At 39.2% G+C, this 23,363-nt stretch carries 23 protein-coding genes and 1 pseudogene; 17 read left to right on the top strand and 7 right to left on the bottom strand.

Annotation, left to right across the window (positions count from 1 at the left end; all coding sequences use genetic code 11):
- Positions 1 to 68 precede the first annotated feature (68 nt).
- From BN988_RS05055 to BN988_RS18285, 3 genes are all read left to right on the top strand, one after another.
- Entirely contained in the window at positions 69 to 1,898 is a 1,830-nt protein-coding gene (locus BN988_RS05055) for a MotA/TolQ/ExbB proton channel family protein (RefSeq protein ID WP_036573741.1), read from the top strand.
- Positions 1,888 to 2,580, top strand: a complete 693-nt coding sequence (locus tag BN988_RS05050; RefSeq protein WP_036573739.1) for an OmpA family protein — start codon at positions 1,888 to 1,890, stop codon at positions 2,578 to 2,580. Before BN988_RS05055 ends, BN988_RS05050 begins: the two co-directional genes overlap by 11 nt.
- Positions 2,581 to 2,748: 168 nt before the next feature.
- Complete coding sequence (locus BN988_RS18285) at positions 2,749 to 3,291, top strand: 3D domain-containing protein (RefSeq protein WP_147629686.1); 543 nt, start codon at positions 2,749 to 2,751, stop codon at positions 3,289 to 3,291.
- Positions 3,292 to 3,412: 121 nt separating this feature from the next.
- Here the strand turns inward: BN988_RS18285 and BN988_RS19400 are convergent, their stop codons facing one another.
- The 3 genes and pseudogenes from BN988_RS19400 to BN988_RS05035 all read right to left on the bottom strand — a co-directional run bounded on the left by BN988_RS19400 (position 3,413) and on the right by BN988_RS05035 (position 6,121).
- The gene (locus BN988_RS19400; RefSeq protein WP_261796574.1) at positions 3,413 to 3,904 is read right to left on the bottom strand and encodes a methyl-accepting chemotaxis protein; all 492 of its coding nucleotides are present in this window, start codon (positions 3,902 to 3,904) and stop codon (positions 3,413 to 3,415) included.
- Between the two features lie 42 nt (positions 3,905 to 3,946).
- Positions 3,947 to 4,291, bottom strand: a pseudogene (locus BN988_RS19395) (PAS domain-containing protein); the annotation flags it as partial.
- A 993-nt stretch (positions 4,292 to 5,284) separates the two neighbouring features.
- The gene (locus BN988_RS05035) at positions 5,285 to 6,121 is read right to left on the bottom strand and encodes an aldo/keto reductase (RefSeq protein ID WP_036573738.1); all 837 of its coding nucleotides are present in this window, start codon (positions 6,119 to 6,121) and stop codon (positions 5,285 to 5,287) included.
- Between the two features lie 231 nt (positions 6,122 to 6,352).
- Between BN988_RS05035 and BN988_RS05030 the strand changes: the two genes are divergently transcribed.
- Together BN988_RS05030 and BN988_RS05025 are read left to right on the top strand one after the other, a co-directional pair.
- Positions 6,353 to 7,132, top strand: a complete 780-nt coding sequence (locus tag BN988_RS05030; protein WP_036573736.1) for a Cof-type HAD-IIB family hydrolase — start codon at positions 6,353 to 6,355, stop codon at positions 7,130 to 7,132.
- 54 nt (positions 7,133 to 7,186) lie between these two features.
- On the top strand, positions 7,187 to 7,798 hold the full coding sequence (locus BN988_RS05025; protein WP_036573734.1) for an HD domain-containing protein: 612 nt from the start codon (positions 7,187 to 7,189) through the stop codon (positions 7,796 to 7,798).
- 25 nt (positions 7,799 to 7,823) lie between these two features.
- On the opposite strand, the gene BN988_RS05020 is transcribed toward BN988_RS05025, so the two are convergent.
- Positions 7,824 to 8,444: a helix-turn-helix transcriptional regulator gene (locus BN988_RS05020; RefSeq protein WP_036573732.1), complete on the bottom strand. Its 621-nt coding sequence runs from the start codon at positions 8,442 to 8,444 to the stop codon at positions 7,824 to 7,826.
- A 168-nt stretch (positions 8,445 to 8,612) separates the two neighbouring features.
- Here BN988_RS05020 and BN988_RS05015 point away from each other — a divergent pair, with 168 nt between their 5' ends.
- Positions 8,613 to 9,233 (top strand): superoxide dismutase, encoded by a 621-nt coding sequence (locus BN988_RS05015; RefSeq protein WP_036573731.1) that lies wholly within the window; start codon positions 8,613 to 8,615, stop codon positions 9,231 to 9,233.
- A 236-nt stretch (positions 9,234 to 9,469) separates the two neighbouring features.
- Positions 9,470 to 10,015, top strand: a complete 546-nt coding sequence (locus BN988_RS05010; protein ID WP_036573729.1) for an NADPH-dependent FMN reductase — start codon at positions 9,470 to 9,472, stop codon at positions 10,013 to 10,015.
- Between the two features lie 35 nt (positions 10,016 to 10,050).
- Here BN988_RS05010 and BN988_RS05005 read toward each other — a convergent pair whose 3' ends face one another.
- Positions 10,051 to 10,677 (bottom strand): metal-dependent hydrolase, encoded by a 627-nt coding sequence (locus BN988_RS05005; RefSeq protein ID WP_036573726.1) that lies wholly within the window; start codon positions 10,675 to 10,677, stop codon positions 10,051 to 10,053.
- 114 nt (positions 10,678 to 10,791) lie between these two features.
- Here BN988_RS05005 and BN988_RS05000 point away from each other — a divergent pair, with 114 nt between their 5' ends.
- The 4 genes from BN988_RS05000 (at position 10,792) to BN988_RS04985 (ending at position 14,170) form a co-directional block, all read left to right on the top strand.
- Positions 10,792 to 11,460 (top strand): sirohydrochlorin chelatase, encoded by a 669-nt coding sequence (locus BN988_RS05000; protein WP_036573724.1) that lies wholly within the window; start codon positions 10,792 to 10,794, stop codon positions 11,458 to 11,460.
- Positions 11,461 to 11,462: 2 nt separating this feature from the next.
- Positions 11,463 to 11,900, top strand: coding sequence for an antibiotic biosynthesis monooxygenase family protein (locus BN988_RS04995; protein WP_051557672.1), 438 nt, complete (start codon positions 11,463 to 11,465; stop codon positions 11,898 to 11,900).
- Between the two features lie 99 nt (positions 11,901 to 11,999).
- Positions 12,000 to 12,791: an STAS domain-containing protein gene (locus tag BN988_RS04990; protein WP_231495190.1), complete on the top strand. Its 792-nt coding sequence runs from the start codon at positions 12,000 to 12,002 to the stop codon at positions 12,789 to 12,791.
- A 68-nt stretch (positions 12,792 to 12,859) separates the two neighbouring features.
- Positions 12,860 to 14,170 carry a TolB family protein gene (locus BN988_RS04985; protein ID WP_036573721.1) on the top strand — a complete coding sequence of 437 codons (1,311 nt, stop codon included), beginning with the start codon at positions 12,860 to 12,862 and terminating at the stop codon, positions 14,168 to 14,170.
- On the opposite strand, the gene BN988_RS04980 is transcribed toward BN988_RS04985, so the two are convergent.
- Entirely contained in the window at positions 14,138 to 15,061 is a 924-nt protein-coding gene (locus tag BN988_RS04980) for a MerR family transcriptional regulator (RefSeq protein WP_051557669.1), read from the bottom strand. The genes BN988_RS04985 and BN988_RS04980 overlap by 33 nt on opposite strands.
- Before the next feature lie 202 nt (positions 15,062 to 15,263).
- On the opposite strand from BN988_RS04980, the gene BN988_RS04975 reads away from it, so the two are divergent.
- The 6 genes from BN988_RS04975 to BN988_RS04950 all read left to right on the top strand — a co-directional run bounded on the left by BN988_RS04975 (position 15,264) and on the right by BN988_RS04950 (position 22,074).
- Complete coding sequence (locus BN988_RS04975) at positions 15,264 to 16,793, top strand: phytoene desaturase family protein (protein ID WP_036573719.1); 1,530 nt, start codon at positions 15,264 to 15,266, stop codon at positions 16,791 to 16,793.
- A 19-nt stretch (positions 16,794 to 16,812) separates the two neighbouring features.
- Complete coding sequence (locus tag BN988_RS04970; RefSeq protein WP_036573717.1) at positions 16,813 to 17,685, top strand: phytoene/squalene synthase family protein; 873 nt, start codon at positions 16,813 to 16,815, stop codon at positions 17,683 to 17,685.
- 13 nt (positions 17,686 to 17,698) lie between these two features.
- On the top strand, positions 17,699 to 19,204 hold the full coding sequence (locus tag BN988_RS04965) for a phytoene desaturase family protein (RefSeq protein ID WP_036573714.1): 1,506 nt from the start codon (positions 17,699 to 17,701) through the stop codon (positions 19,202 to 19,204).
- A gap of 108 nt (positions 19,205 to 19,312) precedes the next feature.
- Entirely contained in the window at positions 19,313 to 20,371 is a 1,059-nt protein-coding gene (locus tag BN988_RS04960) for a glycosyltransferase (protein WP_081779409.1), read from the top strand.
- Positions 20,372 to 20,389: 18 nt separating this feature from the next.
- Positions 20,390 to 20,884 carry a glycosyl-4,4'-diaponeurosporenoate acyltransferase CrtO family protein gene (locus tag BN988_RS04955; protein WP_036573711.1) on the top strand — a complete coding sequence of 165 codons (495 nt, stop codon included), beginning with the start codon at positions 20,390 to 20,392 and terminating at the stop codon, positions 20,882 to 20,884.
- Between the two features lie 50 nt (positions 20,885 to 20,934).
- Positions 20,935 to 22,074, top strand: a complete 1,140-nt coding sequence (locus BN988_RS04950; protein ID WP_036573709.1) for a glycerate kinase family protein — start codon at positions 20,935 to 20,937, stop codon at positions 22,072 to 22,074.
- A gap of 252 nt (positions 22,075 to 22,326) precedes the next feature.
- On the opposite strand, the gene BN988_RS04945 is transcribed toward BN988_RS04950, so the two are convergent.
- The gene (locus BN988_RS04945) at positions 22,327 to 23,217 is read right to left on the bottom strand and encodes a TetR/AcrR family transcriptional regulator (protein WP_036573707.1); all 891 of its coding nucleotides are present in this window, start codon (positions 23,215 to 23,217) and stop codon (positions 22,327 to 22,329) included.
- Between the last annotated feature and the right edge of the window lie 146 nt (positions 23,218 to 23,363).

The raw sequence follows: 23,363 nt of genomic DNA, 5'->3' as shown, positions 1-23,363 counted from the left end.
AGCAATAGAAGAAGAGAATTCTAAGAAAATGACCTAGAAAAAATGCAAGCTACAAGGAGGAAAATAAAATGGTGCAAGCCATTCTTGAGATGTTTACAAGTGAGCAAAAGGCGGAAGCAATATTAGCTAACTCAATGATAGAAGCCATTTTTATTCTTTTGTTTGGTCTTTTTATCATCGCGGTGCTACTTCATATTACATTATTTGGGAAACTGAAAAAGGTACGGAATTACGTGAAAGATACAAATCGATTAGATATTGAACCACTACAAGGATTTCAGGAACAATTTAACAACAAGCAGGGAGAAGGTGTGAAGGCGGAAACCTTCGTGCAGGAAAAGTTTTCAGGGTGGCGCATTTTTCAAGTGCCTGTTGTTAGTTTAATTAAGATGATTCAAATGACCGTGTCCGTCTTTATCTTACTTGGAGTATTGGGGACGTTTATCGGGCTTACCTCATCTCTTGGTAGCATTAATATCAATGATAGTGATCTGGTTGAGGGAGTTGCTGGAGTCTTGGCGGGCATTGATGTGGCCTTTTACACGAGTATTGCAGGTATGGGCTTCTCTTTAATAATGACGCTACTCATTAAAATAATGAACACAGAATTTATCTTAACGGATATCATGCTCATGACAGAATCCAGTCTGGAAGGGACAGAGCAGAATAATATGGGGCGACTAATTGGTGTTTCAGAAGCAATCAATCAATCGATCCTAAGCCTGCAGAAGACAAATCAACAATCCTTACAAGGTATTGAAGCTTCATTCACTGGATTTAAGGAATATACTGCTGGTTTACAACAATCTGCCAAGGATTTGGCGGCCTTTAATGATGGATTATCGGATAATCTTGAGGAATTTCAAGGACTATTCCAACATATGAAAGACGTAACAGATGGCTTTTCCGAAGGGACAACCAACCTAAATAAAAATTTCGATTCACTATTTTCTTATTTTAAGAAGATGGATAATAAAAACGAACGAATGGTAAAAGTGTTTGAAAACACGTTTGAAAAAATGAAGGAAGTTTCGGATACACAAATGAAGACATTACAACAATTCGAAATGTCTGTGGGAGAGATCAAGCAATTTACGTCCACACTTCTGGGAGAACAGGAAACAATGCATACTTCTTTTGAAAGAATTCAGGAAAAAAGTGGTGAATTAGTTAATGTGATGGATCATCAAAATAAGGCTTTTCAAAGAATTTTTGGAGAGGATCTATCTACGAAACTATCGGGTGTTATGACCTATCTTGGGGAGCTATCTCGAGAATTTGACAAGATGGGCTCATCGATTGTGAAACTTCCTGATGCATTGGAAGTTATTAACCAGACGCAGGCAGAGTATAAGCATCTTCTCTCAGATCGCTTTACCGAACTGAAGGAATTTAATCGGACCTTTAGTCAACATTTGAAAAACCATTCGAGTGAATCAATGACATATGAAAAGCACATGCAGGATACTGCAAATACTTTTGAACAAATCGGGATGAAAAACAATCAACTCATTCAAGATATCAATGCCACAGTCAGCCAGATGAACAATGGATTCCGTCAAAGGGAAAATCAGATGGAGGCAAGTGTCGGGATATTGAAAGATACGCTATCTAACTATGTCGGGAATCTCGAAGGCTCGCTTGGAAATAAATTGGATAGTTTGCTGCAAAGTTTTGGTCGGTACGTTGAGCAGACAAATGACTCGATTCGTACCGAGTTTAAAGAAGTCCAACGTATTACCGAAGCGACGCACCAAAGTAATGGCAGATTTATTCAACAAACACTTCAAGAGATTAGCAGGGAGCTTCAATCGATAAATCAACGTCGAACCATTCCTCCGCAGCAGCAGTCAGGTAACTGGAGTAATGGAATAGGAATGAACCAAAATGACTTCTAAATATCAACGATTATTTAAAAATGAACAAGAAGAAGGGCACTTCTGGCCATCGTTTACTGATTTGCTAACAACCATTCTACTCTGTTTTATGCTAATTTTTATTTGCATGATGGTTATTAAATCGCTGCAAATTGAAGAAATGAAGGAGACCCTTGATCAGATTATGGGTGTTAGAGCCAAGCTTGTAAGTGAACTAAAAGAAGAATTCAGTGACGCTGCAATGGGTGTTGAGGTAGATGAAAAAACGGGGGCAATTATATTTAATACAGAAATTCTATTCGATTATGGAGAAGATGAATTAAAACCTCAGTCTTTTAAGTTCTTGGATGAATTTGTTCCAAAGTATCTAGATGTTTTGCTACAGAGTGGGTATGAGGAGTACATTGCCGAAATTATTATAGAAGGGCATACCGATCGGGATGGCAGTTATTTATACAATCTGCAGCTTTCCCAGGAGCGTGCCTATAGTGTTGCTGACTATATTATGAGTGAAGACTTTCCATATGAGAACATTCAGCAACATGTCGGGGAGAAATTAACAGTAAACAGCAAATCTTATTCTGATCCTAGAACGGATGAAAATGGCGATTATAGTGCAGAGGATTCCCGTAGAGTGGAGTTCAAATTCCGACTAAAGGATGAGGAAATTCTAGATAAAACGAGGGAGATTTTAGGAGAATAGCCTTCCTTTTTTAGCTGACAGACCTTCTAAAAGTTTATTTTAAACCTATTCCGGGTAAGCAATGACTTGTATGGCAGTTTTTCGTCGTATAGGACAAATTACCTTATCAACAGGAAAAAGGTAGGAGGGTTTCACATTCGAAAGGTATTATTAAGCGCCGCACTTATATTGGTAATAACATTCGCGCTTTCAGAGCAAGTACAAGCCGATGAACAACATATCATCACATTTCCTCTTGTGGAAGATTTAATGGGGGAGAATGAAAATGCTGAGGTGATGTCGCCATTAGTCGCGTCCCAATCATTTATTGAAAGTGCAGTATTTATCCCATTGAAGAATTCAACAAATAATGAGGAGGAGAAGGAAAAAGAGCTGAATACAGAAACATTCATCATAACTGCCTATACTGCTGGGGAAGAGTCAACAGGCAAGTCACCTAATCACCCAGCTTATGGGATTACGGCATCTGGCAGCCTAGTAAAAGAAAATGAAACATTAGCTTGCCCTTCTTCACTCGATTTTGGGACACAGTTGTATATACCAGAACTGGATGAAACATACACTTGTGAGGATCGTGGTAGTGCAATTAAGGAAGGGCGTCTAGATGTGTATATAGAAGATTTGGAAGAAGCGATCCATTTTGGAGTACAGAAGCTTGATGTTCAAATTATAGAGGATAACAAAGATCGACAGTTTGTATTTGATGGTTAAAAAGGAGAACTTCCCTGACTGGTGAGTGCCATATCAGGGAGTTCTTTTTTTAATCACTCTTCTTCAATTAATTGAAACGAAAGGAGGCATAAAAAAGCCCCCTTAGTTTGGAGGCAGTTTGCTATAATAGTTCAGTAAATTGTTGCGCTTGTACATCTAATTGCTTGGAGGATTCGGTAAGGTCTTTAAAATCCTCTACTGTTGTTTGGACTTTTACTTGTCCTTCCATAATATGTTCTTGAACATCCTTTGTTCCAGCACTTATGGTGTTAATTTCAGATGTAATTCGTTCAATATTATCGCGAATTTGAGTTATGGATTTTTCTACATTATTAGATAGCTTACGGACTTCCTGAGCTACAACATTAAACCCTCTACCATGTTCACCGGCTCTTGCTGCTTCAATTGCAGCATTTAAAGCAAGTAGATTCGTTTGAGAAGCAATAGCTTTTACAGTTTTAACAATTTCTTGAATCGATTGTGTCTCTTTTTCTAGTTGTGCTAAATTCTTCGTATTTTTTCCAGATACTTTTGTAATACTACCTATTAATGCTAAGAGATCTTCGGAGCGCTCTATACCGGCTGAAGCTTTAGAATTTAGATTAGTAGACATGAGATTTAGTTGGTCTCCAACGTCTGTGATGGCTTTATGTCTGTCTGTAATATCAGTAGCCACTTTCGATACGCCGATAACTTTCGTCTGTGTCTCGTCAAAGATTGGCATATAAGTTGCTTCAAGCCATATCCGTTTATTATCTTTCCCCTTTCGCTCAATTTTGTCCTGAAAGCTTCTCCCTTTCAGGATGTTATTCCAGAATTGGTTATAGTCGGGACTGTTAGCAAATTCAGGAAAGCAAAGTTCTTTGTGATGCATTCCTAGCATTTCATCTGTCGTATATCCTACTGTCCTTGCAAATACATCATTTACATAAGCAACACGAAAATCAAGCCCAAACCGGATAATCGCTAAATTTTCCTCAATTGCTTTGACTACGTGCATATCTGTTACTTGCTCCGTTTCTTTAGTATGTATCATAGAAAACATCCTCCTAATTCGGGCTACTGTAAAAATCTTTATACATTTAAAATAAGGTAGTTATATTAAAAGCAGTCAAAAAGGGGAGTCTCCTTATTTTTAGCGTATTCTATTTTCATCGAGCCTGATAATTCAATCTCATTCTTATGTCCTAGTATCTTTTCCCTAATTATGAATTGAATAAACCTGAATTAAAAATAATTTTTAAAGTTAAGCTAGAATCATTATATAGGACGACTCATATACGAATTCTACACATAAAAAAGAGGAAAGGACGGGACAAAATTATTTACGCAAAAGATAAAATCCGAAAGAACGGTGTTTGAAAAACCGCTTCAGAAATATACTTCGCTTTCCATGGGCGGCTGGTGAGCCTCCGGATGCTCCGCATTCCGGGGTCTCGCCTAGGCCTTCCTCCCATAGGAGTCTCCGTATATTTCTTACGCTTATTCTAGCTATCATCCGTCTTTTGACTAATACTTTTTGTTATGTCCCCTCCTCTTTTCTTATACTTAGGTCTACAAAATTTAAACCACTTCGTCATTACTTAATAGCTGAGATTTTATACTTTCCTAACGTGAAATGGGGCTGGGACACTAGAAAATTAAACAAGAAATAACCGTACGTTCAAACTTATTATTGTAGAAAAGTTCGAAAAATTAGGGGTAGTCCCTAATTTTTCGGTATCTAAATCACATTTTAGCGAAGGAAAAATGCGGAGACTCCAGTGGGAACAGCACGAGTCCGAAGGCCCCGCAAGAAGCGAGAAGGAACAAAGGCTAAGAGCGCCACGTCCTGTGGCAACACCTTCGTGACCAACGTCCTGTTGGCCCGAGACTAAGGCCGTGTCCACGGAAAGCGGAGTATTTTCCAGAGCGGTAATTAAGCAGTTTTTTCTTATTGTTCGCGTTTTAAAGAGGCTGGGACGTTATGTCCCAGCCTCTTCACAATTTTCTATTAGAATTCTTCATAGACTGCTGGGTCTTGATCTTTTAACCTACCATCAGGGCGAGTTAACTGGGAAATAGTAGTCATTTCCGATTCACTTAGAGTGAAATCAAAAATGGAAATATTTTCGAGTTGTCGGCTTGGTGAAGCAGACTTAGGAATTGGAATGGATCCAAGTTGGTGGTGCCACCGTAAAATTACCTGAGAAATAGTCTTTTGATGCTTATCGGCAATCTTGCCAATTGTCTCATTTTCCAGCACGGCGCTCGCTCTTCCCAGAGGACTCCAAGACTCTGTTTTCACATTATTCTCTTCATGCCATTTACGTTGCTCCTCTTGATTAAAAAACGGATGTAGTTCAATTTGGTTCATGCTTGGTAGCACACCAGTTTCCTTATTCAGTCGTTCAAGGTGCTCTGGTAGGAAATTACATACACCGATGGAACGGATAAGTCCCCATTTTTTTGCATCAATCAGAGCTTGCCAAGCTTCAACATAGTGCCCTTGCTGAGGGTTTGGCCAATGGATTAAATAAAGGTCGTAATAATCAAGTTTAGCTCGGTAAAGCGACTCTTGAATCGTTGTAACAGCTTTATCGTATGGCTGGTAGCGACCCGGCAATTTTGACGTAACAAGTAATTCTTCTCTTGGTACAGAGCTACGACGAATAGCTTCTCCAACTGTGCCTTCGTTTTCATAGTTATAAGCTGTATCAATTAGCCTGTATCCAGTACTAATAGCGCTAGTAATTGCGTTTACTCCTTCGTTGCCATTTAGTTTGTACGTTCCAAATCCAATTTCAGGGACAGTTAAACCATCATTAAGCGTGATTTCAGGTATGTGCATATTCTTCGCTCCCTTTCATTATTAAATGTCACAAAAGTGTTGACCAATCTCATAACCGATTTGATAAGGTCATATTTGTTATTATTAGACTATCACTATCTATTAAAACGATTCAACTAAATAGATTGAAAATAACTACGATTTGGGTGCAATTACTTGACTTGAAAACCCTTCCATAGTCTATGCTAAGTGTGATAAAAAATAGTATATAGGAAAGGTGGAGGGGTTAGCATGCTTGATAAACACATCGTATTTTTTGATATAGATGGTACACTTCTTAACGAAGAAAAAGAACTTCCTAAAAGTACGAAAGAAGCCATCGCTGCTTTGAAGAAGGCAGGACATGAGGTTGCAATTGCGACAGGAAGGGCGCCGTTTTTTTTCCAAGACTTGCGTGAAGAGTTAGAAATTGATACATATGTATGTTTTAACGGTCAGTATGTAGTTTATAAAGGTGAGGTGATTCACCGAAATCCTTTGAATAGCGAATTATTAGAGGACTTAGCAAAAGTATCACTGGCAAAAGAGAATCCGATTGTTTTCATGGGTGAAGAAGAAATGAAGGCAAACGTTCCAGATCACGATGCAATTAACGAAGGCTTGGCCACCTTAAAAGTAGATATGAACTTAGAACATGATCCAACATACAACAAAGGAAGAGATATCTACCAATCCTTATTGTTCTGTGAAGAGAGCGAAGAGAGATTTTACGAAGAAAAGTATAGTGCTTTTAACTTTGTACGTTGGCACCCGAGATCAGTGGACGTTGTACCTGCTGAGGGGTCAAAAGCGGTCGGGATAAGAAAAGTTACCGATCTGCTTGATATTAAACCTGAAAATCACGTCGCGTTTGGAGATTCATTAAATGATTTGGAGATGCTGACTGAGATTCCGAAAAGTGTCGCAATGGGGAACGGCCATCCTCGTGCAAAACAAGCTGCAAAATATGAAACAGCAGCTGTGGATAAGGACGGGATTTTAAAAGGATTACAGATGTTAGGGCTTTTGTAATTTATTAAAGAACAGAGGGCCTTGTCTATCCAAGCAATAATAGGGGGGAATAGGATGAAGGATACATTAAAGGATGTTATGCAAGTGATTAAGCTTGCAGAGAAGCTTAAATATGAACTCCGCCACAGTTGGCTTAGCAATGGTAGACAAGAGAGCGTTGCGGAACATACATGGCGACTATCCTTAATGACAATGCTGATTGAGCCATTAATGGAAGAAAGGCTAGATACAGCAAAGTTATTAAAAATGGTTATCATTCATGATCTTGTTGAGGCAGAAGCAACCGATGTGCCAGCATTTGATACACTGGATAATGAAGAAGTCAAAGCATTGAAGCAAGCTCGAGAGTTAGAGGCAATTGATCATCTCCGAGACATACTTCCTCATGAATTAGGATTAGAAGTACACCAATTGTGGATGGAGTTTGAAAATAAAGAGACTCTAGAAGCTAAGACTGCTAATGCACTTGATAAGCTTGAAGCGCAAATACAGCATAACGAAGCCTCTATCGACACATGGCTACCGGTGGAACATAAAATGAGCTTTATGCTTGGCAAACATGCAGATTTTCACCCCGTTCTAAAGGAATTAAAGGATCTAATTGAAGAGGAAGCAGATGAAAAGCTGAGAGAAGCAGGAATCGAAACAGATACATTAAAAGCATAAAACAAGGGAATGTCCGGTGGGGAGCTTAAAAGCTGATTTGAAACCTACAATGGTCATTCCCTTCCGTTTTACAGCTTGTCCGATTGACGTTTTCTGTTTGTAAGACATTTTTAAACATGGAAGTTTCACATTTACATGCTACTTTGTATTCTTTTGCGACAGCCATTATTGGACAATTGTACTCGATGAGCTCGTAGCTATTATCATCTATCCTGGTAATGTCAGCCATGTATCCTTTTTCATTTTGGATAGTCTGAATTTCTTGCATTCTCTCTTGAGGTGATTTTTTTTGCATACGTAAAGTATATTCCTTCGTCAAACGTTTTTCTCTGTTTTGAAAAAGCTGTTCAACAGATTTGCTACCATAAAGTGCTTGTATCTCTTGCAGAAATTCTACACTTAATCCTTCATAGCTTTTAGGAAAAAGCAGTTCTCCTTTCGCTGACAAAGTATAGCTCTGAACAGGTCTCCCCATTGGCTGCCTGATTTCTTCCGTAGCAATAAGGCCATCTTTTTCCATGACCGATAGATGTTTCCTTACAGCCATGTCGGTAATTTCAAGGCGTTCCGACAAGGCCCCGACCGTCATACGAACTTCTCTTTTTAAAAGATCAAGAATTCTATCCTTGGTTGTTTTTAGTTGCATCGTGCACCTCCTTAAGTCTCTTGTATAACACTTATTTCTGTTATAGCTTCATAATCTCATCAAGCATTTTAGTTGCGATGCCAATTTGATTAGGGTACGCTTTATTTAAACTTATTATACTTTATAGTATAAAAAGTATAAACTATTTCGATTAGGGAGGAAAGTAACATGGCTAAATTTGAATTACCTGCACTACCTTACGCACACGATGCACTAGAACCTTATATTGATGCAAAAACAATGGAGATACATCACGGGAAACATCATCAAACATATGTAACCAAACTAAACGGTGCTTTGGAAGGGCATCAAAGCCTTCAGGAAAAATCATTGGAAGCATTGCTTTCTGATCTTGATGCTCTGCCTGCAGAAATACGCACAGCGGTTAGAAATAATGGTGGAGGTCATTTAAACCACTCTTTATTCTGGGAGGTCATTGCACCATCTAAAGAAGCATCGGCACCAGAAGGAAAGCTTGCAGAGGCAATGAACGATGCTTTCGGAAGTATCAGCAGCTTCGAGCAAAAATTTGCAGATGCAGCAACAACCCGATTTGGTTCAGGATGGGCTTGGCTTGTTGTAAACTCAAATAATAAACTGGAAATTACGAGCACACCAAATCAAGATAGCCCTGTTATGGAAGGTAAAACACCAATTCTTGGCCTTGATGTATGGGAACATGCTTATTATCTAACATATCAAAACAGAAGACCTGAATACATTGAAAACTTCTTTAATATTATTGACTGGCAAGCCGTAGCCACAAAGTTTGAAGCAGCTACAAAATAAAGTGAAACTTCAATCAGTGTGGGCGTTCTTTCCCCCACTGACTGTTAGTTGAACGAATCAGGGTGTTAGCGTCCGTGTACTCAATTCCGCTTAAAGATCACTGTTTCACTTCATGTTTTGATGTGGGAGTCTTACGGATGGTTACACTGGGATAAACATACTATAGAATAAGGTGTTAACATGCACCTTATTCTGTACATATGCTTTACAAGAAACGACGACAGGAGGGGTACACATTGAAGCTTACAGGAATATCCGGTTCTGTGGTAGGTGAAAAAACGTCACAGGCAGTACATGATGTGTTAATGACAGCTAAGAGACTTGATCCATCGCTTGAAATTGAACTAATTGATTTAAAGGAATACGATGTAGAAATGGTACGGGGGTTTCCACTAGCAGGATATAATCAAGATACTTGGGATGTTGTAAACAAAATCACGACAGCGGACGCGCTTGTGATCGGTTCGCCAATTTACCAAGCATCGATTTCTGGGGTTCTCAAAAATTTATTTGATCACTTACCTGTCAATGCATTTAAAGCAAAGGTTACGGCAATGGTTACGACAGGAGGGGTTGAAAAACACTTTCTTGTATCCGAGTATCAGTTAAAACCCATACTTTCCTACTTAAAAGGGATGGTGCCGACATACAGTGTTTTCGTTCATAATGATGACTTTAATGATGACAATGAAATTACAAACCCAATTGTAAATGAACGAATATCAAAACTTTCTGAGGAAATACTCCAGCTTCATAATGCTTTACAGCATAAAAAGGGCTGATCCGCCATGGACCAGCTTTTTTTCTTAAACTCATTTTAAAATTCTTTAGAAGAAAGTGGCAAAAATAGTTTGACCCCTCTTTTATTAAAAGGGAGGGATTTACTATCTGTTACTAGATGGCTTATATACCCTGCCAGGCAAGTGTTTTGAACCCCGATTAATCCTGTTGACAACTCTAATCGATAGGCAATGTACCAAACGAAAACTACTCCGAGTATCGAATGCGTATAGCTGCGGTGAGAGACGACTGAAGCGATAAGTATAAAGATACCAAGCAAAAATAACCATGTCTCCTGTAAAGATAGGCCAACCGCAATCACAGCAATCCCAGTCAGTGTCAACATATGCCTTTGTTTAATAAATGAGGTAAATACGAAAAGTAAAAGACCAATGCCCAACCCAATGTATTGGTTTGTACCATTGCCTTCATACATACTGTATACAATCATTAAAATACCAATTAGCTGGCCCACGGATTGAAACAGTTTATGAGAAAGCGTAATTCTCCCACGTAGCTTTCCATCAATATCTAGGTCCGGGAGTAATCCTGCTACTATTCCTATACTCACAAGGAGAGCAGTTTCGGGTGGTGTAGCCGTATAAGTGTTTGCTACAATAAATCCTGTTGCTGCTCCAACAGCAGCATGTGCAGTACCATTCATGTTGTGTTTCCCTTCTTATGTAAATTATTCCACCTTATAGTGTACAACAAAATGTATGTTCTGTTTAGTGAAAGATAAAATAAGGAAAACAGATTAATAGAGAGGAGGAGCTAATTGAAAAAAATAAAGCTACTCGTCTATCATGGCTCTCGTGATGAAACAAAAAATAAATCCTTCCTTAAAATGGTCAATCGGCTACAGGCAAAGGCTCAAGACCCAGTGTTAGGATGCTTTTTGGAATTCGGTTCTCCATTGTTGGAAAATGTGATGGCCCAATATCCTCAACATTACGAAGTTACAGTCATTCCATTGTTCTTTCTGAAAGGTAAGCATTATGAAGAAGACTTAAAAGACATAGCGGTCCAAGCTTATTCACCAGTGAACATCCTGCCACCTTTAGTAGAAGATGCCCATTTCATAAGATTTATACAACAAAGTTATGATATAAAAGAACCGTTCATCCTCGCAGCACATGGTTCAGCTCACTTTGAGGCTAAACAAGCTCTCTCTGCAATGGCTAAAAGGCTTGCTGAGAAAAGCGGAATGCCTTGGCTGGTGGTCATGCTGGCAGAAGATGGCGCACAAGAAAAGCTAGTTAAATTTCAGGAGGAGTATGGAAGTGTAACAATGTTGCCTCTCACTTTCAGTAAGGGAAAGGTTTATTACGAACTAAAATCTCTAGCAAGTTCTAACACTAATTTTTATATAATGAATCCTCTATCGTTTAATCAGAGCATAGAAAGATATATACTAAAGAAAATAATGATTTTGGAAGGAAGTTAAGAATGAACTTAAGCCTACAGCATATAGAAAACGAAGATTCTCTTGCACTATCGGTATTGGCAACAGGCATAGAGGTAGGAGAAAAAGAATATGAGATAATTGACCAATCTGGTGAGCTGAAAGAAAACGCTGTTCATGTATTCAATTATGTACCTGTTAATCATGAAGCAAAGGAAAGGTTTGAAGCGCGCTTCCTTAGTCGCCCTAAGCTAATCGAAAAAGAGGCTGGTTTTATATCGATACGCGTCCTGCGACCAATTACAGACAGTACGTATCTAATTCTTACCCAGTGGGAAACCGTGGAAGCATTTCGAGATTGGCAAAGCTCAAAAGCCTATCAACATGCACATAGAAAAAGAGGGACAAAAGAAGGGCTTGACAAAGAAAAAGGTGTACTGAGCGGGAAGCCCTATCATCATCTTTACAAGACGAAGAGATAGTTCCCTTACGAATAAGTCTACAGAATCATAGACAATTTAACAATTGTTCTATAATATGATATATAAATGGGTACTTTAATTATAGAGGTGGAGCCAAGCGTGACTAAAAATATTCAAAGCAAACAATATCTAATAGAACAGGCACTAAATTATACAGGAGTTGGCTTAATTATTACAGACCCGACGATCGAGGATAATCCAATTGTTTTTGCTAATCAAGGCTTTTACAAACTGACCGGATATTCAGAGAGTGAAATAATTGGCAGCAATTGCCGCTTTTTGCAGGGAGAAGAAACAGATGAGGCAAGCTTGCAGGCATTAAGAGAGGCCATTTTGGAAGAACGGCAGATTACCGTACAACTTTACAATTACAGAAAAGATGGAACTGGCTTCTGGAATGAGTTATCAATCGATCCTATGTGGGTAGAGGAAGATCAGAAGACTTATTTTGTTGGGGTGCAAAAGGACGTCACGAAAGATAAAGAGAATGAAAGACTGCTTGCTCAGCATTTGTTAGAAATCGAACGAATCTCGACCCCAATTGTCCCAGTGCATGATAATGCTTCGGTGCTTCCCCTAATAGGTACGATGGGAGAAGAACGGTTGGATACTATTATGAAATCCGTATCAAACTACCTCGAGCTTTCTGACCAAGATTATTTAATTATAGATCTTTCAGGCTTGTATGAAGTTGATCGCAATACGGTAGCTAGATTTTTAAAGATTCATCAATTTATCTCCCTTATGGGTAAACAGCTACTTGTTGCGGGAATACGCCCTGACATGGCAGTACAGACTGCCACTATTCAGGATAAATTTAGAAATATGAAGACATTCAAGAGTGTGCAGACGGCGATGGAATATATTGTCCGGGCTTCTGAAGATAAATAGCGGTACAAGAACCCCCTTTCTAAAAAGGGGGTTTTTCGCAATAAATAAGGAATGAAAGGGGAAGCAGCATGACACGTAAGCATTGGTTCTTTATTGCTATCGCTATAACTGGTGCCCTTTTAGTAAGCGCTGTCTCTTTTGCTTTATTTAAGGATAGTGATCCCTATAAAGATTTTACTGGTTTAGGAAGTAGCATTGCGATTTCTCCCGATGATAAAGAAATCGCCTTTTCAGCATATCAAGAAGGCGAAGAAGCCATTTACATAGCAGACATTGATGGAAAAGACGTCAAGCGGGTTGTAGACATAAAAGGAAAGCGACTCCATAATCCAGTGTTTTCATTTACTAGTGACGAACTATTATTTTTGGCTGAAGGAGAAGAAGGAACGAATGTACTTTACAGTAAGCCTTTAGATGGAGAGCCAGACCAACAAACAGGAGAAACGCTGCACATTCGTGATGCTGTGTTTGGACCTGATAAATCTATCTATATAATTGCAATGAAAGCCTCGGAATTTAATAAAGAGCCTGGAGAAACTACTGAAGGATTCGATCTTTACCATATAAAGGAAGGTAGTGACATACCAAAGAAGCTGACAGAAGAAAATCATTTTTCCATGGATAATCTTTCCGTGTCAGAAAACGGGGAAGCAATATATTATAGCGATTTTAAAGGGGAAAACGAAAGGTTGTATCGTTACACCTTGGCAGAACAAAGTGTGACAGAGGAAGTGAGTGCACAGGGGTTGGAAATAGAAGATATGTATAACAATAGCCTTGCTCCAGATGGGAAGCATATTGCTTTCTCAGCGGTTTCGGAGGAGTCTAAAGATTCTTCCCTTTTTGAATACGATTTGTTTGTGAAAAATATGGATAACGGGAAAACAAAGCAATTGACGGACTTAAACAGTGCGATTGAATCACCAACATATTTTCACGATCAGGATACAATAGCATTCTTAGAACATACCAATTGGCCCAACGATCCTGCTATTTATTCACTAAAAAGAATTGATACGAATGGAGAAAATATGGCTACAATCGAATTGGACTTACCATTACTGGACCATGCTGGTGAGGGAACTTCAAACCAAAATTCCCTCGTTAATCCTTATATGATCGGAGGATTGTACGTATTATTCTTAGTGTTATGGTCCTTTTATCTTCTACCTAAAGGGAAAATCTTTATTTACCGACCAGTGAAAATTAGTTCTCTCATAACGATTCTTGTTTTTGCTGCTAGCTTTGTAGTTGCATTTTTAGGTAAGCCTTGGCTAGGGATTGGACTAGGTATGGTAGCGGGAGGTCTGTTTATTTGCACCCTTATTGCCTTCATTTGCACATTGCTACTTCGGATTTGGGAAAGCAGCCCTGATTGATGGTTCGAATGTTGCAACATCTTCTATACAATTCGTTACAGTTATATGACGAAGGTGTTTGTTTCCTACAAAGGAAATAGCTCCTTGACCACCGAGATAAAAGGAAGTGTTTTGGTATCTTCCAGCAAACTTGTCTAACGTTTTAAGTAGCTCAGGGTTCTGTTCGAACGGAATACTGGTCGTAGCAGATAACAGAACCTTTTTTGGCTGAAAACGACAAACTAAGGCTTCGATTGATCCAGGTGCCGGAGATGAGCCTATTAGCTTCGTTTTCCAACCTCTCATTAAACATTGGAGTAGTATGATATGAACCGGAACTTCATGTAATTCTCCTGGCAGACAAGCACCAAGTATTAGAGGTGCATTGTCGTCATATCGAAAGCTACTCCTTATTTCCACTAGAAAGTCACGGACAACTAAGCTTGTCACCGATTCTTGGAAAGCTTCCCATTCTCCACGTTCCCATTTATTCCCCACTTCAACTAAAAATGGTATGATAATTTTCTTTAGAAAATAATCCATTCCATAATAATGATATGACTGTCGTAATGTACGGTTTAGACCCGCTTCATCACAATTTTCCCCTGCTTCTAAAAGATCCATGATAAGCATATCCATATTGTTTCCAATAGGTTGCTTGTCTTGTTGAGCTCTTTCTCTGTGCACTCTATTTACAGCTTGCTGTATACTATCACCTTTTTGCTGATAGTCTTTAATCTTTAATAATGTACGTATGTCATCCTGGCTGTACACTCGATATCCGTTTTCCTTCCTCTTGGGTTCCAGTGATTGGTATCTATTCTCCCATTTCCGAATTACTTGCTTTGAAAGCCCTGTGCGTTCTGCGACTTCCTTTATGTAATACTCCCTTTGTGTTTGTGTAATACTCATTTTCTCAACATCCTCTACTGTCTAGCTTGTCTAATGTTTGATGCTTAAGATTAGACATTATTAGTTAACACTTCCCTAATTACGATTGTTTGTAACCTGAAAATGTTGGGTATAGAAGGGTACAAGCAAGAAATGAACAATATAAAAGTTGTACAACGTTGTGTGTAAAAGCACGTTATCAGCATCAGGGGGAGAGAAATAGATGAAAAGAAAACGCGTCAGTGTTATAGGAGCGGGAGTAGCTGGACTTGCAAGTGCAATCCGCTTGCAACATGCAGGCTATGACGTAGAACTATTTGAAAAAGAAGCCATTCCAGGGGGGAAAATGCATAAGATCGAGAAGGATGGCTACAAGTTTGACCTGGGTCCAAGCATTGTTATGATGCCAGAGCTCTATCGGGAGGTCTTTGAACTTGTTGGACGGGATCCTGAAGACTATATTCCCATGGAGAGACTTGATCCCATGTACTCCGTTTTTTTTGGGAAAGATGCCGAAGAACGCTATGACATATCATCAGACCTTATTGAACTGATGAAAACACTAGAGGAAATCAGTGATGAGGACGCAGAGGGCTTTTTAACATATTTACAAAAAATATATGAACGTTTCCTTGTAGCAAAAAATCATTTTATACAACGGCCGTTCCGACAAGCGAAAGACTTTTATAATCCTTTTATGTTGCGGCAGGCTTTAAAATTAAAAACGTTTGACACCGCTGATCGCTTTGTCGGGAAATATATAAAAAATGAACGGCTCAAGCAGATGATTAGTTTTCAAACCCTTTATATTGGTGTCTCCCCTTTTAATGGTCCTTCCTTATATACGATGATACCTATGATTGAAATGCTTTATGGCGTTTGGTTTATTAAAGGTGGCATGCATACAATGGCTACAGCCATGGAAAGGCTCTTTCTAGAACTTGGAGGATCTGTTCATTACAATTCTGCAGTCGATGAGATTGTAATTGAAAACCAGGTAGCGAAGGGCATACGAGTAGGAGATCGCTTTATCCCTTCAGATTATGTTATGTGTAATGCGGATTTCCCATATGCGATGAAGCATTTAGTCCAGGAAACGAAAGCGAAAGGAAAATATACCGACAAAAAGATTGATAGCATGAAATATTCCTGCTCCTGTTTCATTATGTACCTTGGTATGGATCGAAAATATGAAGCGATCGATCAAGTGCATAACTTTATGTTCAGTGAAGGTTTTGAAGAAAATCTAAATGCTATATTCGAAGGAAAATTACTAGACGACCCTTCCTTTTATGTCTATATAGGTTCCAAAATGGATCCTACGCTTGCGCCTGAAGGCAAGGATGGATTGTATGTTCTTGTTCCAGTGTCAGACCTATCTACTTCAGAGTATGAGTGGAACGACGAAACAATTAATTATTACCGTAGTAAAGTTTTGAACAGAATGAAAAAAGTGAAGGGTTTTGAACAAATTGAAGAGGAACTCGTATCGGAATCGTATATGACTCCTCCCGATTTTGCCTTTAAATTTAATGCCTACAATGGCGCTTGTTTTGGGTTACAACCAACTCTCGCGCAGAGCAATCATATGCGACCACAAAGTAAAGCAAAGAATTGTGAGAACTTATATTTTACTGGAAGCAGTACCCATCCTGGAGCCGGCGTGCCGATCGTGTTGCTCTCTGCAAAAATTGCAACAGAGGAATTGCAGCTTGATGATCATGAGAAAAAAGCAAAGCACGAAGTTTCGTGAAAATAGGAGGATCTAGAGCATGAAGGTCAAAAATCTAAATCGTTTAGAAGAGGATTATCGCTATTGTGAGGATATAATTAAAAGACATTCTAAGAGCTTTTACTATGCTTTTAAGCGACTCCCTGAACACAAGGCAAGGGCAGTTTTTGCTATCTATGCATTTTGTAGGCTGGCTGATGATAGTGTTGACAATTCTTCTACGAAAGAAGAACAGGAATTAGCATTAAATGGCTTAAGACAAGATCTATATTTGTTCGAACAACAGGAGGAAAAAGACCATCCCTTATGGCGTGCACTTCGGGATGTGTTCAATCGCTACGATATGTCATTACAGCCCTTTTATGATCAATTATTTGGCCAAAGGATGGACATTTACTTCCGCTCACCTGAGACAATGGAGGAAGTGGAGGAGTACAGTTACTATGTAGCAGGGTCAGTAGGATTAATGTTGTTACCCATTATAGCGTCGGAAGCTGCGGTAGACCTCCGTGAGCATGCTGTTAATCTCGGGATAGCGATGCAGCTTACAAATATGCTGCGGGATGTGGGAGAGGATTATTTCCACAATGGGCGTATTTATTTGCCAATGTTAGAATTAGAGAAGGAAGGGTACACAACTAAGGAATTGGATCGGCAGCAAATAAATCCAGGTTTTATTAAAGTTTGGGAAAAAATGGCTGTACGGGCCGAAGCGTTATATGATACTTTCTCAGAAGAGATCCATTATTATGACGAGGACAGTCAGTTTCCCGTTTTATTATCGGCTCAAATTTACCGTGGTATTATACAGGCGGTCCGGGATCATAATTATGATTGTTTGAAAAGGCGCAACTATGTTTCACCAATAGTGATGAAGCGCATTTACCAAGAGACTAAAGGAAAAGTTGGATAAGGAAGGTGCACATATGACAGGAAAGGCATCCGTATTAATTGTCGGGGGAGGACTTGGGGGTCTCTCTGCAGCAATCTCCCTCGCGCAGGAGGGTTATCAAGTTTCCCTTTATGAAAAAAATGATCACTTCGGTGGTAAAGTAAATCGGCTTGATCAGGATGGGTTTGGGTTTGATTTAGGACCATCCATGTTAACTATGCCACACATTTTTGAAGCTTTATTTACTAAAAGTGGGCGCAAAATGAAAGATTATATACCATCGATGAGGCTTGAACATGAATGGAGATCATTCTTTCCTGATGGATCGAAAATTGATTTATATGCGGATTTGGGAAAAATGGTACAAGAGAACCCTGATCTAACCAAGCACGACATGGCAGAGTATCAAAATTTTCTTCATTATGCTCGGGATTTATATAACATGACAGAAAAAGGTTACTTTGCGGAAGGTCTTGATTCTACAAAAGAAATGATAAATCACCATGGTGTTGTGCATTCGCTTACTGGGTTTGATCTTTTCTCCACTATGTATGAAGCGATTAAAAAGCGAATTAGCAATCCAAAGCTACGTAATATGCTTTCCTATTTTATTAAGTATGTTGGCTCATCTCCATATGATGCACCAGCTATCTTAAATATGATGATTTATATGCAGCATGCCCAAGGTATCTGGTATGTCCCAGGGGGAATGCATAAAATTGCTGGTGGGATGGAAAGGTTGGCAAGGGAGTTAGGAGTGTCGTTACATAAGAACCAGCCTATAAACAAGCTAATAAAAAATGAACGGGACGAAATTATTGCAGCAGAATTAGCAGGTGGCGAAAGAATAAGGGCTGACTATTTCATATCAAATATGGAAGTAATACCAGCTTACAAGGACTTACTACAAGAAAGTGAAGCCTTTATTAAAAAGCTAGAAAAGCAGTTTGAGCCATCAAGTTCTGGACTCGTACTTCATTTAGGGGTAAACAGGCTATACCCACAGTTGGCCCACCATAATTTCTTTTTCTCTAAAGACCTTCAGAAGCAGATGAACAAGGTATTCCGTAATCATGAATTGCCAGATGACCCAACAATTTATCTTGTAAATGTTAATAAAACGGATCCAGAGCAAGCTCCTGAAGGCTATGAGAATATTAAGGTGCTTCCACATATTCCATATAAGCAGGATGTTCCTTTTGACAGGCAAGACTACTTGCAGTTTCGTGAAGTAGTACTAGAAAAGCTAGAAACAATGGGATTGACGGATTTACGCAAACATATTGTAACAGAGGATATGTGGACACCAGATGATATTGAAAGTACCTATGCTTCTCACCGTGGGTCCATATACGGGACACTATCAGATAAGAAAAAAAATAAAGGCTTCAAGCATCCGAAGCATAGTGAGAAATATGACAACCTCTATTTTGTTGGGGGAACAGTAAACCCTGGCGGAGGTATGCCAATGGTTACACTAAGTGGTCAGCAGGTATGTCAGAAAATTGTGAAGCGGGATAATGCACGGTCATCTAAGTAAGATGCCTTAATCGAGACACCAAGAAAAGTAAAGTGGGAGGATAACGTGAACTTTTTATTTTTTTGTTGTGTAGTCTTAATATGTGCTGGGGTTACGTGTGGTTTTCTTATGTTTTGGAAAATTCTTCTGCCTCGCCGGAGTTCAGAAAGCCAGACTGTTGAAGGTAACTTATCTATTATAATCCCTGCACGGAATGAAGCGAAACGAATAATACCACTACTTGATTCCTTACTATCTCAAAAAGGAATAAAGTTTGAGACAATTTTAGTTGATGACGGATCTATCGATGAAACAGTATCCATTGCCGCATCTTACGGTGTAAAAGTGATCCGGAATGATCATTTAGAAAATGGTTGGCTAGGTAAAACAGCGGCTTGCTGGATGGGGGCTAAGCATGCCTCGGGTGATTGGCTGCTCTTTCTGGATGCAGATACACAATTACAGACACCTGAAAGTCTTGTACAGCTCTCCTCAACTTACCAAGAATTAGGAGCTCATGGCATCTTATCGCTTCAACCATACCATACTATTAAACGTCCCTATGAAAATCTCTCTGCCATTTTTAACATTATTGTTATGGTAGGGATGAATGTGTTTACAGTTTGGGGCAAAAAGCTGAAAGGTGCTGGTTCCTTTGGTCCTTGTATTCTATGTAGTAAGGTGGACTACATGAAATCTGGAGGGCACCAAGGGATAAGAAATGCTGTTATGGATGACCTAGCTTTAGGTGAGGCTTTTAGAAAGGCTGGTTATCCAGTTCGCTGCTATGGAGGGAAAGGGCTTATCAATTTTCAAATGTATCCAGAAGGGCTGGGCTCATTGTGGGAAGGGTGGACAAAGAGCTTTGCAACAGCTTCACAGGAAACACATCCACTGGTTACTATTTTGATCAGTTTCTGGATAAGCGGAGCTTTTCTTACGACGCCATTTTTAATAACAGCAAGCATCCTCGACTTGACTATGTGGATAACGATAGCAACTATACTGTATATTATTTTCTTTGTCCAAGTGTTGATTTTTGCTCGTAGGACAGGAAGGTTTTCAACTATTGTAATCGCATTATATCCTATGTTATTCCTGTTCTTCACTATCCTGTTTATTTGGTCTATCTATTTAACTTATATAAGGCGTACTGTAAGCTGGCGTGGGAGGAAAATCAAACTATAAAATTAAGGAGTAGGTACGATGCCATTTGTAGAACTTCCAGTAGTGTGGATCGTAATAATAGATATCATTGCATGGGCTGTGATTCATATGGCAATATCTTACCTGACACTCTCTATGCCAGATCACTGGTTTGAGCACGATCGTTTGGTTTGTAAAATTCGACCATGGGAAAAAGGAGGGCGATTGTGGCAACGCTATTTCCGTGTGAAGAGCTGGAAGGGATTAATTCCTGATGGAACAGTTATAATGGGAGCGGGTTATAATAAAAAACAGCTACATGGCCGTGATACTAAGTCACTGATCAATTTTATAAAAGAGTCGCGCCGCGCAGAATTAACGCACTGGCTTTCTATTCTACCTGCTGGTTTCTTCTTTATTTGGAACCCGTTTTGGGCTGGAATTATCATGATTCTTTATGCATTTTCTTTAAATATACCAATCATCATAGCCCAGCGCTATAATCGAGGCCGACTGGAACCATTGGTGTCTCTAAAAAAGCAAGGGAGTTCATGATTTCCCCGGAAATAATCATGACGTTAAGGTAGGAGGAAGGGTGACAAATAATGAAGACTGTCATTGCGGTCGATTCATTTAAAGGGAGCATTTCATCAATTCAAGCGAGTAAAGCCATTAAAGAAGGGATAACGAAAGCAGACCCTAAAACGGAGATTGTTTCTCTTCCAATGGGAGACGGAGGAGAAGGTACTGTAGAGGCAATTGTTCATGCAACAGGAGGCGTCTTTAGAGAAAAACTAGTAACTGGTCCGCTCCATGATAAAGTTATGGCTACTTATGGAATAAGTGGAAACGGTCAAACAGCTATTATCGAAGTTGCTTCAGCTTGTGGCCTTACGCTTTTAACAAAGCAACAGCGAAATCCATCGCTAACCACAACTTTCGGAGTGGGAGAATTGATAATGGATGCAATTGACCAAGGTTGCCGTGATTTTATTATCGGACTCGGTGGCAGTGCTACCAATGATGCTGGGATTGGTATGTTGCAAGCACTCGGGGTTCAGTTTTTTGATAGGAAAAGAAATGAAGTTGGGTTTGGTGGTGCACAGCTCGCTCTTATTGAGAAAATAAATATAGCTGGAATGCACCCTGTTCTGACAGAATGTACCTTTCGAGTAGCATGTGATGTGGAGAACGAATTATATGGAAAGGATGGCGCAGCTGTTGTTTTCGGTCCTCAGAAAGGTGCAAATCTTGACATGGTGAAACAACTTGATAATGGGTTGAAGTATTTCGCCTCTGTTGTTAACCGTGAAACAGGCTTGATAATTCATACCATTAAAGGAGGAGGAGCCGCTGGAGGACTTGGGGCAGCCTTCCATGCATTCCTTAATGGCAAATTAAAGTCTGGTATTTCCCTCGTAATGGAGCATGTGAAGTTGGCCTCCTACATAGAAGGTGCAGACCTTGTCATTACAGGGGAAGGGAAACTTGATAACCAAACAATTTACGGGAAGGTCCCTATGGGAGTAGCCCAGTTGGCCAAACAATATGGCATTCCAGTTATTGCAGTAGCAGGGGCCATTACCGAGGATGTCGCCAGCTTACATGAACATGGGATTACTGCCTGCTTTCCGATCATCCAAGAACCGACTTCCTTAGATGAATCGATGAAAGAATTGACTGCCTACCATAATTTAATGAAAACATCCGAGCAATTTATGCGACTTATAATAAGAGTAAAATAACATAGGCGAATGAAGGTAATTACTTCATTCTAACAATCAGTGGGGTATGAATGAAAACCCCCACTGATTGAAGTTTCACTTTACCTTGCCTAAATTTATATAAAGAAGGTTAACGGCAAATACCGTCATGACAGCTTCCCTTAGGCTTATGAATTAATAATTTAATTTTCAGATAAATAACCCGTAAGAAAAGTCACCTGTATTTAGGTGACTTTTAGATGGTGACGAATGAGGAAAATTCTTTTCTTTCTTTTAAGCATTATTTTCTGTATCAACATAGCTCCAAAGTCTAGATGCAATTTCTCTTGCCTCTAATTCATCAGTAGTTCCTGTGAAAGCATTGGTAAAGGCGCGAGTTACTGTTTCAATAAGATAGATGCGAGGGCTGTCTGCAGTTAATTCTTCCATTAGAAAATGGATACATTGTTTTCCGTCCACATTCGCTTCATCAGATAGTTTTTCTGTAAAACCAGTAAGCTGCTCCACCACTTGGTCTCTCGAATATTTCTTGCTATTAAGACTCCGTTTTAGTGAAACTACGACTTCTTCATTTAGAAGGGTGTCCTGGTTAGAAACAAGTCCTGGTATGATGGCATCCATCCGACGTAATACATATAAGACCAATGTGTCTACTTCTCCCAAGTTATTGCTTGCTGCAGCCCAAATATGAAAGATCTGCTGCATCATACCAAGTAATAATACGGCACCATCTAGTGCATAAGGAGAGGCTTTTTCTCCATAAATATCAATCAATCTTTCTGAAAGCCAGGACAGCTCTTTTAAATGGTTCTTTTTCACAAAGTCACGTAACTCCTGATCACCAGAATGAAAAATGGCTTCAAACAACATAAATAGATTTTCTTCACGGTTGATTTGCATCCGGACTGCAATCTGCTTAGCAAGAACGTGTTTGTCGGACTTCTTTTCACCAATTAATAATTCTCTTCTTCTTACAAAGGTTTCTTCATTTACATATTCCAAAATGGCCACAAGGCATTCATTTTTTGACGTGAAATAATTATAGAAGGTTCCTTTAGAGATTTTAGACCCTTCCAAAATATCTTGTACGGATGTCGTGCTAAATCCTTTTTCGATAAACAGACGCTGTGCTGTTAATAAAACTTGTCGCTTACGCTCATTCATATAATCACCTTTAGACTGTTAGTATAATATAATTTTAACTTAAAAAGATTATCTAATCAATTCCCTTGTTAAAAAAGAAAATTTCCTCTTGCCAAAAGTGAACGGAGGGTATAAAATAATCAAGTGTTGAACTTCAAGTACAAATT

It is taken from the genome of Oceanobacillus picturae, from assembly GCF_000612865.1.
Classification (GTDB): domain Bacteria; phylum Bacillota; class Bacilli; order Bacillales; family Amphibacillaceae; genus Oceanobacillus_B; species Oceanobacillus_B jordanicus.
Note: the sequence above shows the minus strand (reverse complement) of the source record. Positions and strands in the feature narration are given on the sequence as shown.